Source organism: Anabaena sp. CCY 0017, from assembly GCF_963920885.1.
Classification (GTDB): domain Bacteria; phylum Cyanobacteriota; class Cyanobacteriia; order Cyanobacteriales; family Nostocaceae; genus Nodularia.
This window is the reverse complement of sequence record NZ_CAWUDG010000001.1, coordinates 267,787-283,091: the sequence shown is the minus strand read 5'-3', so window position 1 is coordinate 283,091 and position 15,305 is coordinate 267,787. Positions and strand designations below refer to the sequence as shown.

The 15,305-nt window shown below is 41.4% G+C and carries 11 protein-coding genes; 5 read left to right on the top strand and 6 right to left on the bottom strand.

Features of this window, described 5'->3' with window-relative positions:
- The first annotated feature begins 51 nt into the window (after positions 1-51).
- The 3 genes from ACM0OW_RS01235 to ACM0OW_RS01225 all read left to right on the top strand — a co-directional run bounded on the left by ACM0OW_RS01235 (position 52) and on the right by ACM0OW_RS01225 (position 1,691).
- Positions 52-252, top strand: coding sequence for a hypothetical protein (locus tag ACM0OW_RS01235; protein ID WP_414548219.1), 201 nt, complete (start codon positions 52-54; stop codon positions 250-252).
- A 90-nt stretch (positions 253-342) separates the two neighbouring features.
- Positions 343-750 carry a GNAT family N-acetyltransferase gene (locus tag ACM0OW_RS01230; protein WP_414548425.1) on the top strand — a complete coding sequence of 136 codons (408 nt, stop codon included), beginning with the start codon at positions 343-345 and terminating at the stop codon, positions 748-750.
- A 182-nt stretch (positions 751-932) separates the two neighbouring features.
- Positions 933-1,691, top strand: coding sequence for a HEAT repeat domain-containing protein (locus ACM0OW_RS01225; protein WP_414548218.1), 759 nt, complete (start codon positions 933-935; stop codon positions 1,689-1,691).
- A 223-nt stretch (positions 1,692-1,914) separates the two neighbouring features.
- Here the strand turns inward: ACM0OW_RS01225 and ACM0OW_RS01220 are convergent, their stop codons facing one another.
- From ACM0OW_RS01220 to ACM0OW_RS01195, 6 genes are all read right to left on the bottom strand, one after another.
- On the bottom strand, positions 1,915-2,328 hold the full coding sequence (locus ACM0OW_RS01220; protein ID WP_414548217.1) for a phosphomannose isomerase type II C-terminal cupin domain: 414 nt from the start codon (positions 2,326-2,328) through the stop codon (positions 1,915-1,917).
- Between the two features lie 216 nt (positions 2,329-2,544).
- Complete coding sequence (locus ACM0OW_RS01215; protein WP_414548216.1) at positions 2,545-3,762, bottom strand: EAL domain-containing protein; 1,218 nt, start codon at positions 3,760-3,762, stop codon at positions 2,545-2,547.
- Entirely contained in the window at positions 3,755-7,714 is a 3,960-nt protein-coding gene (locus tag ACM0OW_RS01210) for a PAS domain S-box protein (RefSeq protein ID WP_414548215.1), read from the bottom strand. Before ACM0OW_RS01210 ends, ACM0OW_RS01215 begins: the two co-directional genes overlap by 8 nt.
- Before the next feature lie 218 nt (positions 7,715-7,932).
- Positions 7,933-10,656, bottom strand: a complete 2,724-nt coding sequence (locus ACM0OW_RS01205; RefSeq protein WP_414548214.1) for a glycoside hydrolase family 10 protein — start codon at positions 10,654-10,656, stop codon at positions 7,933-7,935.
- Positions 10,657-10,748: 92 nt separating this feature from the next.
- Positions 10,749-12,089 carry a TIGR03279 family radical SAM protein gene (locus ACM0OW_RS01200; protein WP_414548213.1) on the bottom strand — a complete coding sequence of 447 codons (1,341 nt, stop codon included), beginning with the start codon at positions 12,087-12,089 and terminating at the stop codon, positions 10,749-10,751.
- A gap of 85 nt (positions 12,090-12,174) precedes the next feature.
- A complete protein-coding gene (locus ACM0OW_RS01195; protein WP_414548212.1) occupies positions 12,175-13,146 on the bottom strand; it encodes an undecaprenyl-diphosphate phosphatase in 972 nt (323 codons plus the stop codon).
- 373 nt (positions 13,147-13,519) lie between these two features.
- Between ACM0OW_RS01195 and ACM0OW_RS01190 the strand changes: the two genes are divergently transcribed.
- On the top strand, positions 13,520-14,299 hold the full coding sequence (locus ACM0OW_RS01190) for a DUF3120 domain-containing protein (RefSeq protein ID WP_414548211.1): 780 nt from the start codon (positions 13,520-13,522) through the stop codon (positions 14,297-14,299).
- A 504-nt stretch (positions 14,300-14,803) separates the two neighbouring features.
- Entirely contained in the window at positions 14,804-15,256 is a 453-nt protein-coding gene (psbU, locus tag ACM0OW_RS01185) for a photosystem II complex extrinsic protein PsbU (protein WP_414548424.1), read from the top strand.
- Positions 15,257-15,305 lie beyond the last annotated feature (49 nt).

Sequence of the window (15,305 nt, the reverse complement as noted above, 5' to 3'; positions counted from 1 at the left end):
AAATCTTCAGCTAGATTTTTAGACAAAAGCCTAGCCGATTTCAATTAAACTATGACCATAATTCGTCAATACATTGCCCCATTACTGGCAGTGTTGGTATTTTCATTAGCCCTTGTGGCAGTCAGCGCCCGCATTTTTCTACCCTCTGATATGGCAGCACCGGCACCCATTGAAGAAAATGGCGAGATAGGACAATGGGGAAATGGGGAGTCAGAAGTATTTGCCCTTACACAATCTCCACTGCTCTCATAGAAATGGAAACTGAGTTTGTCTGAGCAACTGCTACCGAGTTACTATATTCGTCGCGGTTCCACACTAGAGCGATCGCTACTAGTCAAGTTCATGCAGCAAACTTACCAGGAACTATTTCCCCAGCAAGATTTTGCTCACTTAGCCAGAACAGTAGAGCAGTATTTCTCCCAGGACACACCTTTGTGGTGGGTAGATTTTTTGGGTGAGGAAAATTTCCCCCAATCTCCCATTGCTGGCCTCTGGGTAGGAAATGCCATAGATCAAGTCCAAGGCGATCGCCATGCTCACATTTTTCTGCTCTACGTCGTCCCAGAACATCGGCGGCGGGGTGTGGGTACAGCTTTAATGCAGTATGTCGAAAATTGGGCAATTCAAAGAGGCGATCGCCAAATCGGCTTGCAAGTTTGGCAATCAAACTCAGCCGCCTTAAATCTTTACAATCATCTAGGTTATCAAACCCAATCCCTATGGATGTTAAAATCACTGCACGATGAATAAGATAGTTGATATATCAACTATTTTTCCACCCCCATATAAATAACAGATAAATATCCTCATACTTCGGGGCTACCATTATCTCGGATCAAATAGGTGTACAATAATTTAGCTGACATTTCTCAGATTTAGACTTATTAGCACGGGGGATTCCATTAAATCCTACTCGCGCATTTATATGAAATATGTATGACGAAGAAGACCTAAGCTTACTTGATGCCGAGGTGGAGCTAGAAAGCCCCCTGGATAAAATAGCGCCGCTAACTGCTGAATCTGAAGTGGCAAAACCCGATCCAGAAGAGATGCTAGCGCTTTTGGAAAATGATCAGCCCCAGCAACGGATGTTAGCCGCTCGTGCTTTTTGTGATATTGAAGATAAACGAGCTACACCCCATTTAATTCGCCTGCTAACTGATACCTGTCCCTTAGTGCGAGTCAGTGCGGCTTATGGTATTGGACGCAATCCCAGTCGAGAAGCAGTAGAACCGTTAATTATTCAACTGCACAAAGACTGGAACGGCTATGTACGTAAAGGTGTCGTTTGGGCATTAGGAAATTGTCGCGATCGCCGTTGTCTAGCACCTCTAGCAGATGCCTTAAGAACTGATATTTCCGCCGTGCGTTTATGGTCTGCTAGTGCCTTAGCGCAGATGGCAGGAGTGGGTTATGAAGCCGTTGTGGGAGCCATCCCAGCCCTAATAGAAGCTTTAGTTCAAGATCCCGTCGCAGCTGTACGGAGTAACTCTGCTTGGACAATTGGGCAATTGTGCCGAGAATTGCCATCTAACATAGTTTATGCCACAGCCATCGATGCCTTAATTCAAGCTTTTGCCGAAGATCAAGATTTAGGAGTCCGAGAAGACGCTAAAGCCTCACTATTAGGCGTAGGTGATCCTCGTGGTTTGCAGTTAATTGAAACCCTAGAACAAGAGGGATGGTTTTAGATAATTCGTAATTCGTAATTCGTAATTCGTAATTCGTAATTACAATAAATTTCACTAAAATAAGTCGTTTCAGACTTTTACCCCCGATGATTTTGATTGTAAATAGACCAACATTGTAGGGGTTTAGCATTGCTAAACCCCTACGGAAGACATGGTTTTTGAGAACGCATATCTAATGTTATTTGTCAATGCGGAACTTCTACTATTTTTAGTTTTGAATCTTTTAAACTTGTTTATTTTCAGTCGTAGGCTTGACTACATTCAGTTCATACGGGCGTTCGATGTCATCCTCACCCAAGTATTCACCATTTTGAATTTCTAAAATCACCAGTGGAATCTGTCCGGGGTTGTCTACCTTATGGAGAGTAGCGGCAGGAACAAAAGTTGATTCATTGCGATTCAGTAATTTTTCTTCGTCTCCACAAGTTACCTTAGCTACACCAGAGACGACAACCCAATGTTCATTACGGTGATAATGAATTTGTGGTTTAATGCCGTGTCTAGGCTTAATTTCAACCCGGCTAATTCTATAGCTTTCCCCTTCTTCTATGACATCGACAGTACCCCAGTATCTTTCACCTGAATGGGAAGAGGATTCATTGATATCTAACTGACTATCATTTTCATTCTGAGCCATAAATAAATTTCTCAACTAGATAACTATAACTATCAATCAGTAATTTAGCTTAAACCAGATGAAGCTAGGGTGAAGAATTTGCATAAAAAATGTAGATTGGGTTGAAGAACAAGACTCAACACCACAAATATTTGATTTTTTTAGCGTGAAAATAATACACCAAGGTATAACTCTAACCTAAGCAAAGCTATGTCCGGATGTCTTTCCAGCATTCAACTATACATATAAACGTCGATTGTTCCACAAAAAGTTTTCCAATTCAGATGCTGGTAAGGGACGACTGAATAAAAAACCTTGTACGGCATCACAGTTATTTAGGCGTAAAAAAGATAGTTCAGATTCTGTTTCTATACCTTCAGCAATTACCTGTAAATTCAGATTGTGAGACATTTCTATTAATGCCCTGGTAATGGCAGACTTTTGCGGGTCATTGGCCACATTGTGAATAAAATAACGATCAATTTTCAGCGTATTAATTGGTAAATTTTTTAGATAAATTAAAGAAGAATAACCTGTACCAAAATCATCTATAGCAATTCTTACCCCCAAATTTTGTAATTCGTTCATGGTCGCGATCGCGACATTGGCATTTTGCATAATCATGCTTTCAGTAAGTTCTAGCTCTAAATATTTGGGTTCTAAGTTATTCAGATAAAGAAATTTAATGAGTTTTTTGATAAAATCTGGATGATTAAATTCCATTACTGATACATTTACAGCCAGTCGTAAGGAGATACCCCGAATATCTTGCCAGGCTTTAATTTGTTGACATACTTTTTTTAATACCCATTGCCCAATAGAGATAATTAAACCCGTAGATTCTGCTACTGGAATAAATTCTGCCGGAAAAACAAAACCCAATTCAGGACTGTGCCAACGTAATAAACCTTCAGCAGCAATTATTTCTCCAGAAGCCATATTAATAATGGGTTGATAATAAACTTCAAATTCCTCAAATTTTTCCTGTTTGACAACTCTGTATAAGTTCATTTCCAGCAACTGCATTTTGGGAGACAATGTGTTACTGATAGTTTGATTGGATACAGATAAATACTTTTTTAAAGTAGCTTGTCTTTCTAAGCGATTGATGATTGCACCTAAAAGTTCAGCGCGAGTAAATGGTTTAGTCAGATAATCATCTGCACCCATATCCATACCTTGGCGAAAATCAGATTTAGCAGATTTAGCCGTCAAAAAAATAAACGGAATTGTGGCCGTTAAAGGTTCTTGACGTAATGCTTTTAGCACTCCGTAACCGTCAATTTCCGGCATCATCATATCGCACAAAATTAAGTCAGGAACCACCGATATGGCTAAATCGATGCCAATTGTGCCATTGGCAGCTGTAATAGTCTCAAAATTTTCAGACTCTAGTAAATCTAACAAGTTTTCACGCACTGACTCTTCATCTTCAATCACTAAAATTTTAGTCATGTGTTCCCTCAATGTTTAAATGTTTATTTAATGGTAATGTAACAGTAAATACTGTGCCAATTCCCAGGGTGCTAGCGACAGATATTTTACCTTGGTGTAAATCTACACAGTTTTTCACTATCGCTAATCCTAAGCCAGTGCCTAGAATATTGCCGACATTCCTGGCACGATGAAAAGATTCAAACAAGCGTGGTAGGTCATCTTCTGGAATACCAATTCCTTGATCTTGAATTTCAAATGTTGCCTGCTCATTTTGACAAGCAAGACTGAATTTGATTATGCTTTGATTGGGCGAATATTTGATCGCATTTGAAAGTAAATTATTCAGAATATGTCCTAGTAACTTGTCATCCATGCAGCATGGCATAGATTGATGTTGACTAGAAAAATGCACTACGCACATATTGTGTTGATTCACTTGTGCCTCTGATAACAAATCATGGCAGTATTCGACTAAATCAAATAATTTTGGTTTATAGTCTAGTTTTCCCGCTTCCACCTTGCCAATAACCAACACATCATTTAACATTTCTGTCATTCGCTTAACAGCAGTTTGAATACGATGCAAGTGAGTCAGTTGTTTTTCCTCTGTCCATTTGTGGCGGTAATGTTCTAGTAATTCCGACGAAGAGAGAATGGTACTTAAAGGCGTGCGGAACTCGTGGGAAGTCATGGAAACAAAACGGGATTTGAGTTCGTGAAGCTCTTTTTCTGTCTCTAGTGCTACTTTCAGTTCTGCTTCTAATTGCTTATGTTCTGTAATATCTGCCAAGTAACCGACAAATTCTAATGGATTTCCCGCTTCATCGCGCACGAGCTTACCTTTGTCATATAACCAGCGATAAGTCCCATCTTGATGTAAAAAGCGATATTCTATAGCGTAATGTTCTTTATGCAGTGCTTGGGAAATTTCAGCAAAAACATAAGGTAAGTCTTCTTGATGGATATGATTCATCCAAAAGCCAGAATTTTCGATAATTTCCCATGCTTCATATCCTGTCATGGCAGTGACATTTTCACTGATAAAGGTACTATCTAAATCCCCGGTAGTCGTGCTTGTATAGATGACAGCAGGGCTAGAAGAGAGTAGATATTGCAGCCGTTGTTGACTCACCAATAGGGCTGTTTCTGCCTGCTTACGCTCAGTTATATTGGTTTGGATGGTGATATAGTGGGTGAGTTTGCCAGTAAAATCATAGACTGGAGAAATACTCAACTCATTCCATAACAGACTGCCATCTTTACGGTAGTTGCTTAAAGTCACAGTGCAGTCTCTTCCGGCTTGCATGGCAGCAGATAGTTTTGCTAACCCAGATTGATTAATATCAGCACTTTGGAACGAGCAAAAGTTTTTGCCAATCACCTCTGCGGCATAGTAGCCAGTCATCCGCTCAAAGGCAGGATTAACATAGATAATAGGAGTATTCGGAAGACTGGCATCAGCAATAATAATGCCATTACTACTAGCAGCGATCGCTCGATTACGTAATCTTAAACCTGCTTCTGTCCGTTTGCGTTGAGTAATATCTGTATGAATACAAATTGTCCCGACAAATTTACCCGTGGCATCTTTAATGGCATCAGACCGCAGGTAAACTTGCATCAGGCGACCACTACAGGCTCGAAATGACGCTTCACCACGCCAAGACTCAGCAATCCTCACAGTCGCGCAAATCTTGTCATAATCTGCTGGATGCTCAAAAATTACTGTACATCCCCCTGCCGCCTGTAATTCCTCCAAGGTGTATTCATACTGTTCGACAAACGCTGGGTTCACATAGATAGCTGCACCTGTCATATCTCCAATAACTACAGCATCACTGGTACTGTCTAAGGCTTTGCGAAAACGTATTAATGATTCTTTCGCTAACTTGCGTTGTGTAATATCAGTAGAAATGCCACCAACAGCATAAGCAACGCCATTGGCATCTTTTAAAGGAAATTTGATCGACAAGTAGGTGTGTAAACCATCGTTTTGAGGAACGATTTCTTCAGTTTCTATAGCCACACCATCTGTAATTACTTGACGGTTATTCGTGGCAAACTCGTGTGCAATATGATCAGGCCAAAGTTCATACACACTTTTGCCCACAATTTGCTCTTTAGGGAGGTTTAATAACTGTTCATACTTGCGGTTAACCAGGAGATTTTTACCATTAGTATCAATGAGATAAATCACCGCCGGAGAGTTGTCTAAAATTGCTTGTAGCTGTTGTTGTGTTTGTCGCAGAGCCATTTCTGTGGATACGCGATCATCAATATCCGTATTCGTACCGAACCACTGGACAACTTTACCTTGTTGATCACGCATAGGTAAAGCCCGGATTAAATGCCAGCGATAGGTTTGATCACTGCCTCGGAGGCAACGAAATTCAGTTTCATAAGGTTGTCCAGTTGAGAGAGAGTGCTGCCAGCCAGCTAAAGTATTAGACACATCATCAGGATGTATCCATTGCTGCCATTCCACCCCTAGAAGTTGTTCGGATCTGCAAACAAAGTAATCAATAGCTCGTTGGTTCACATACTCAAGTTCGCCGTTAGCTTGAGCAATCCAGACTTGTTGGGGAATAGATTCTGCTAAAAAGCGAAAGCGTTCTTCGCTCTCATGACGTTCGGCAATTTCAGAGACTAGCTGTTGATTAAGTTGAGTTAAAGCGATAGTTCTTTGGGCCACACGCATTTCTAGTTCTTGGTTTACCTGAGTCAGGGCTACTTGTGCTTGTTTAAGTTCGGTAATATCTTCAGCAATACCAGCAAAACGGTAAAGTTCTCCTTTTTCATTATTTACAGGAAAAGTTTTTGCCGAAATCCAACGCACCTCAGCGCTAGGCCGGACAATCCGAAATTCCACGGTGATATGATTGCCTGATAATAAATTATCTAAAACATCCGTGTAGCGATCGCGATCTAATGGATGAATAGAATCAAGTAGATTTTCTCGTAAATTTCCGTATCGGCGATCTGCTTGCAGATGTGCTGAGTCGCTACTTCTTCCCCAAATTTTTTCGTAACCTGGGCTGAGATAATAAAGTTTGTGATTATGAGCGTCTAGGACGAAAAAAACTTGAGGAATATTTTCTGTAACTTGCCGAAATAGCTCTTCACTCCATCGCAGCGCTGCTTCCTTGCGTTTGCAGTCGCTTATATTTCTTTGCACAGATACAAAATGAATGACTTGCCCTTGTTTATCCAGTATTGGAACTAGATTCACTTCCACCCAGTATGTAGAACCATTTTTATGGTAATTAATAAGTTCCGTCCTGATAGACGAACCTGCTTGCAGTGCAGTGCGAATTTTATCGAGTTGAGTCCGACAAGTCAGTTCACCTTGAAGAATACGTGGTGTTTTGCCAATCACTTCAGCCGCAGTGTAGCCAGTCATTTGAGTAAAGCCTGCATTGACATAAACTATTTTCGGTCCATCAGGTTCCTCTAAATTATCAGCTTCGGTAATCAAAATAGCGTCGTTAGCATTTAGCATTGCAGACTCTAGCAAATGCAATCTTTCTGCTGAGGTTTGTGAATATTCATCTGGAGTTTCTGTCTCTGCTTTTACTAAAGCTTGACAAATACTTGCAGGAGTTACTGCCCCAATCAGCTGATTATAATCATCTATAACTGGTAAAATATCCAATTGATGCTGCTGCAACAGTAAAAACACAGTTGCCATATTCTGAAATTCTGCAAGTTTGAGGCTAATCGTGAGAGCGTGCATAACTTCAGAAATTGCAGTTGTTTTTAAGTCAACTCCGGAAGTTAAAAGCTGTACCACATCTTTTTGCGTCAACCATCCCACTACCTGGGAGACTGACATCACCAAAATACTAACGTCATGATTTGCCATCAGCAAAATTGCGTCTAACACTGAAGTTTTTGAATCTACCGTGACTGGATAAAAGTCAATAATTGACTTTAAGCACTGTAGACAGGGAAGCTGAGGTAAAGCTTGCATAGACGATTATGATAGCTATTATGAAAAAATAGTTAATTAAAAAAGAAAATTATATATTTAATAATCTTCTAATATTTTGGGGCAAAATAAACAAGAATACCTAAATTAGAATTTATATGAATTTACGGTAAAGTTTATATGAAGCAACACTCAAAATATTAGGCATTGGGGCGTGGCTTGGATATTGGTTTTTGCCCTAATTAATCGCGTCTTTGAATTCATTGTGCTGCTTGCGATCGCCTTTCCCCATAACGCAATAGCCTTTCTATAGTTACAATCCGATTTTCCCAGGCGTTGACTTGATAGGGATGAACCGTAGCTTGTTGGCGCATCCATATCCGAAATCGCGACTGAAATCGAGTTAACGTTGCTCTGGCAGCGATTAAATTAGCAGCAGAAGGAGAAACTGCCAGTTGATTTAAAGCAGCTTGTACAACTTTTACCTGCTGATTAAAATCGGCAATTGTCGCAGCAGAAATTTGTAATTCGTCGTTTTGTAAAACTAATTGCCATTCTCTTTGTAGCGCAGTATAACGGACAGCAGCACTTTTAAAAGGTTGGCGATGAGGAATAGGTTCATTAGTTCTGGATGAAACCTGTCCTTGGGTATTATTAAAAATTTCTTCTAACTCATGATTAAAATTCTCCGCCGCAAAAAGTGCATAACCACTAACTGGTAAATCTCTAATTAATTGCAGTTGGTCAAATGCTCCCACATTGGGCAAAGAAAGTAAACGAATACCTGGCAATAACAAGGTAGAACCTAATTTTCTGGAAGCTATCCAGGGTTGGGCTAGGCGTTGGAAACGAGATGTATCTTGAGCATAAGTCATTGGCACAATTAAATCTATATCTCCTCGCCTCGCCCAAACTTCCCAATTTTGTTGCAGTTTTTGAATGCGTTCTATTTCCGGTAAAGGAAAAACAGCCACTGAAAAAATCAAATCTGGACGTTTTTTTCGTAATTGCTGTGTGACTTGGCTCACAAAACTATCAACTTGTTCAGTCCGAAATGCCGTCCACTGTTGCCACAAATCTCTGTTACTAGGAGAAATATTTAGGGGATCTACGCCATGCAGTTGCTGAAACTGCGCTCTTGCGGCTTTACCATAGCCATAACTTCGTCCCGCATGAGGATCTTGGAAAGGATAGCGAATGTAGTCTAGTTGTATACCATCCACTTGATAGCGGGTAACAATTTCTTCATACAGCTTGAGTAAATATTGCCGCAATTCCGGATTAGCTGGGTCGTAAAATGGCTTGGTTTGTCGATCTGGAATTGTTTTACCTTGGTGATCGTAATTTGCCCAATCAGGATTAGCCGCTAGCACTGGGCCAGGATAATCAGGACTGGCATTAATTAGCTGATTGTGCATCTGGTTCCCAGCCGCAAATACCCAGACCCAAGCGTGTAATTCCATGCCCCTTGCGTGGGCTAATTTCACCCCAGCCGCTAAGGGGTCCCAACCGCGAATTAATGGGTTGGCTTGGGGTGCAACTTGGCTGGGATAAATCGTATAACCAGCGTTGACAGTTTCAAAAAATACGGTGTTAATTCCCGACTTTGCCAGTCGGTCAAAAATTTTGGCTAGTTCTTTCTCGCTACCAGCCCGAACAATCGTTCCTCTGTCTAACCATACAGCCCGAATTTCGGCTTGAGCTAGTCTGCTATTGACAGGAAATTGTTTCCATAAATTTGCCTTGGTTGCTAGCCACTGTTGGCGAGCTAAGGCGTATTTCTTTTGGGCAATTAATTGAGGTAATGTCTTGACAAATGCTCTGGCTTGTGTGGTGTTTGGTTCTTGGTGAAGAATTCCAGTTCTAGCTCTGCTGGATGCTACTTGCGTCTGTCCCTTCAGGGATGGGTTATTAGTGATTACGTCACCCACACTACTAGCATAAGCTGATGCTGCTAGATGGGCGCTTTCTACCCGACCAATCAAATTTTCTAGCTCTTGTTGCAGGGCGATGGCTTGATTCCGATCAATCGGGGCATTGGAGTTGGGTGAAACATCCCAGGGTATTGCTTGTTGTAGTTGGTCGAGTTCGTCGGGAGAACTGGGGCGAGTGGAGACTGGGGACTGAGGACTGGGGCGAGTGGAGACTGGGGACTGAGGCGTGGGGCGAGTTGGAACTGGGGAATGAGAACTGGGGGCTGGAGATGAAGGGGCTGCGGCTACTGAAGTTGAGCAGTTTGGGGAACCTCCGGCTATTTTATGCTGGCGATTGGATGACCTGGAAGTATGGCGAGTCAGGGCAGCTTTTAACCAGTTGCGATCTAAATCTGCTGTTGAGGCTGTATTTGTTCCCCAACGCCAGCCGAAGAAGGTAGAACTCTCGGTTGTTACCACTGCGGCGGGATGATCTGGGGAATTCCACACAGCAGCAGCTTGACTGGTAACATTATTAGGAATTAAAACACCACCATGTGCTTGACCAAAAAGTTCCTTTTGGTTTGCCCATTGATGATTCTGAGTTTTTGAAGATTGTATCTGGTGCGTCTGATTGAGACTGAAACCCCAATAACTGCCCAAGAGCGATCGCATTAATTGACGGACTCCGGGATCTGACAAACTCCCTACAGGACCGCTAGCAATCAGGTTTCCGCCCTTGCTCATCCATTCTTGGAGAGCGATCGCTTGCACGGATGTTAATTTCTCAACATTCGGCAAAAATAACACCTTGCGATCGCCCCAGTCTGCCGCACTCCTGACATTAGCGATGGGAATCACGCAATATTTCACATTTATTGCTTGCAAACGCTGGGTAATTTCTGCCCATTGCTGCTGATTTTCTTGGCTATGTACCACACTTAATACAGGTTCCCCAGTGGTTGCCGTTGCTGGTAAGATCCCAAAGCTATTAAAAATTAAAAGTTTAAAAGTGAAAATGAAGAATCCAGCTTTTTTGACTTTTTTATCGCATTGATTTTGATTCTTCACTACTCACCCCTAAATTTATTATTTACCACTCTTCCCTTTATTTATTCCATCTATCCATCAATGACCTCCGAAAAACAACTGATATTTGCTAGCTAAACCATCACTAATTCAGCAATACAAGCATTTATTAATTCTTCAATCCCAGAAACGGGAAATATTTCTGTATTCAGTTTTTCAGCGACTTCGGCAACAGTCATATCATCCAAAAATACCAATTCGCCATTTTTTAGCATAACTTTTGGCAACAAAATTCCATCACCTAAATCTTTTCCAGGGAGATTTAAAAGTAAATCATGACCTGTAATTAACCCAGTTACACTAATATTTTGTCCCCAGTAATCACTAGATAAAGCTTGCATATTCACTTCTAAACCTTCAACAGCATTTAAACGTGCCAAAATCGGTTTAAATGCTTGTTTAACTGCATTACCAACTACCCAAGTTAATTTTTTGGGATGATTAAGCTTTGGCGGTAATAATTCTGCGGCTGTAGATGCAAATTGCTTAATAAATAAACGAATGGAACCCACACCATTATCAATTTGCGGATATTCTTCATATTCCGCCTCGCTGGGTAATTCTTGTCCTGCAATCAAAAACCACTCATCAGCTAACCAAGCAAAACCGGAACCGAATTGTTGGCGAAATTGCTGGGATATATTTTGCACTTGGGAAATCACTTCTTGAGCTTTTTCCTTGGTTACGGGGATAAGTTCATCGAATTGTGGGCGAAAGCGTGTCAAGCCCACGGGAACGACTGCGACTGATGCCACAGCAGGTACATCACCTTTATGGAAAGACGCTAAATCCTTAAGGGTTTGTTCCAGGTGTTGACCATCGTTTATACCAGGACAAACCACTACTTGGGCGTGAATTTGCAATCTGCGGTCTTGGAACCATTTGATTTGTTGCAGAATTTGTCCTGCACGCTGATTTTTCAGCAGTCTAATTCTGATTTCAGGTTCGGTTGCATGAACAGAAACAAACAAGGGAGATAGGCGCATTTGTTCAATACGTTGCCATTCTCTTTCTGACAAATTGGTAAGGGTTAAATAGGAACCATATAAAAAGCTGAGACGGTAATCATCATCTTTTAAATACAAGCTAGAACGCTTACCGGGTGGCTGCTGGTCAATAAAGCAAAATGGACAACGGTTATTGCATTGAATTAACCCATCAAATAAAGCTGTGGCAAATTCTAGCCCCAGGTCTTCGTCGTAATCTTTTTCAATTTCAACATAATGAGTATTTCCCGATGCGTCTAAAACTTCTAGTTCGAGAACTTCATCAGCACATAGAAATTGATAATCAATTAAATCACGGGGTTGTGTGCCATTGATAGCAACTATGGCATCCCCCGCATCAAAGCCAACTTCTGCGGCTATGGAATCGGGTAATACTTTGGTAATTTGAGCAGGACGGATGGTAGACATGATTAGGATGAGGAGAAGAGGCAGGGGGGCAGGGTGCAGGGGGGAAGAAGAGGGTAACTTCCCAATGACCAATGACCAATGACTATTAACTATTTTTTAACAATCCGGCGCTGATTGCACCTAAGATGACGATACCAAATGCTAGGCGATACCAAATAAATACCCAGGTGCTTTGGGTTTTGAGGAATTGTATTAAGCCAGCGATCGCTATATATGAAAATATCCCAGATGAAATTGTGCCGACAACCATCGGAGCCATAGCTACATTAGCTACGCCTACTTCTAAAAAACCTTTTAATTCGATTAATCCAGCCAGGGTGATGGCGGGAATTCCTAGCAAAAATGAGAATCTGGCGGCTGTTTCTCGTTCTAAACTCATAAATAGTCCCCCGGTGATGGTGGAACCTGAACGAGATACGCCAGGGATTAATGCTACAGCTTGAGCTAAACCCATCCATAGCCCATCTTTCATGGTGAGATGTTCAAAGTCACGTTGACGTTTCCCGAATTTTTCAGCTATTCCCAATAACAGCGACATGAGTATAGAGGCAATGGCGATCGCTGTTAAACTTCTCAAGGGTGAATTATCGTAGTCTGGGATAAATCTTTTAATTAACAGTCCCAAAACCAGGATTGGCACTGTTCCTAAAGCAATACCCAAAAATAGCTGCAAGTCAAGGTTTTGGTAATCTTTAGCAGCGATCGCTTTTATTGCTCCTTTAATAATTTGCGTCATATCTTCCCAGAAATACCACAGCACGGCAACAATACTACCAAGCTGAATAATTGCGGTAAAAGCTACTCCGGGATCGCCCCAACCCAATGCTACAGGCACAACTTTTAAATGTGCTGAACTGCTGATGGGGAGGAATTCGGTCATTCCCTGCACAAAGCCTAAAAAAATAGCTTGCAAGATATTCATTGGTTGCTGTACCCCCTCTAAAGCTGGGTTAGCTTGGGTACTTAAAACCTTTGTCGGAAATACTGTAACTGCGAAAATGGCAGATACTGCACTTAAGAGCATGAACCATTGACGTTTTCGTTTTGATATAGCCATTTAATTTACCTGTGTTAGCGATCGCGTGTGCTGTGATTACCGAAGAGGCAGAGGGGCAGGGGAGAAGAGGAATAGTTGTTAAGAACCGCATGAAAGTAATTTCTTACTCCCCCTTGCTCCCTGCTCCCCTGCTTCTTTTGACAACCAATTACACCAACAGCTATCTGGGTTCCTTTCCAGGAAAATAGCCCAAGAAAGCGTCCGCTGATTAAGGAATCCAAAAAAATTAGACAATCCAGCACTCATAATGTGCCAAATTTGTGTGCAATAAACAATCTAGGCAAAATCTAGGTAAAATAAAAATGCCTAGGGGGGGGATTTTTAAGTGTGATATCTTAAGTAAAATAAAGTTTAGTAACAAATATTAAAAACGTTGATTAATAATACCTGGTCTTCCTACACCAGTCCTACTACACCGATCAATACTGATTTACCCACAACTGAAGTGGGGCAAAAAAGCATCAGGGAGTTAGAATCTACACTCGCTTTATCTCCTTCTATACCTATATCTACGTCTGTGCGCCAAACTTGGTTAGTGTTGGCGGCTGCGGTGTTCTTGGTAACAGTACCAGTATTTATAGAAGCGCCCTTAGTGCGATCGCTGCCAGTTTTGAGTGTAGCGCTTACAGGATTTTGGGTGTGGTTGAGTTTTAGCTTAATGTCACGTCCGGTAACTTATGTCTGGGGAGATTTGCTCTTAGGCTTTAGCTGGAGTTGGTTAACCGGAGCGATTTACTGGGGTTGGCTACGTTGGGAACCTCTTTGGCATTTACCTGTAGAATCTATTGGTTTACCCTTTGCTTGTTGGTGTTTAGTCAAGAATTGGGGCAAAGTTGGTAACTGGTTTTACTTAGGTTCTTTACTCGGTACTGTTTTAACTGATGTGTATTTTTATCTAGTAGACTTGATGCCTTATTGGCGGCAAATTATGCTAGTAGAACCTGATAGCGTGTCACCAATCTTACAAACTGCTTTAATCCAAGTCCAAACACCGTGGGGACAAGGCTGGGCAGTAGTTTTAGCTACCTTGCTATTAACGGCAGGAATTTTACCTTTACGGACAAAATCAACACATTGGTACGCCTTTGGTGGAGCAGTCTTAAGTACAATTTTGGTAGATAGCCTATTCTTAATAGCTGCAAATGCTGCGTAAAGATGCTATCCAGACAAATGCGGTATAAAACGATGCCTAATCAATAGTTTTTGCCCAATATTTCACCTGTGTAGATAACTTTTTGTAAAAATAGTATCAAACCCAGTAGCAGCAAATATTGCGGGTATTAATACGCTGTATATTAGTTTTTGATGACTGTTGTGTATTGAGTCAAGTATAGGGTGTAGGGGGTAGGGGTTAGGGTGTAGGGAAGATAGCATTGGTCGGGGCTTGGAACCCCTTTCTTTGTTGGGACTGTCTCGAATCTGCAAACCCACACCCTACACCCCGCACCAACGGGGCTTGGTCAGCCAGAAGCTCTCAACCCCAGGTGAAGGAGCCAAGAGAATATACACTCAAAGTGTCTATTCTCAGGCTAAGACAAAATAGAAGCTCACAGTCCTAATCACTGTGCTTGACTTCATAGGTTTGAATTCAGCTTAAAGTTGAGAGTATTTGACTTAACGTGGTTATTTCAGTTTGATGGAAAGAAGGAGAAAAATGATGAAAACATTGGTACGTTTATTAACAGTATTTAGCTTATTAATTGGCTCTTGGGGATGGCTGGGAACACCTGCTGCATCTGCGCTCAACACAAGTCAGATAGCCACTGCTGCCAATATCAACAGTTTTGCTTTTACACAAGTTCCAGTTTTAGCAATTGAAAGGCAGAATGGAGCTGACGCAAAGTTAGGGACAGCATTTGGTAAAAAAGTTGATTTGAATAATACCAACGTGCGAGCTTTTCAACAGTTTCCTGGTCTGTATCCTACCCTAGCTAAGAAAATTGTCCTTAATGCTCCTTACAAGAACGTAGAGGATGTATTGGATTTGGAAGGATTGAGCGATCGCCAAAAACAACTTTTGCAAACCAACTTAGATAATTTCACTGTCACCGAACTAGATGTTATCTTCAACGCCGGAGATGATCGCTTTAACAACGGGATCTACAGATAACTAAAAAGTAAATCGGGCTTGGGAAACGGGGAATTATCTCCTTTTCCCA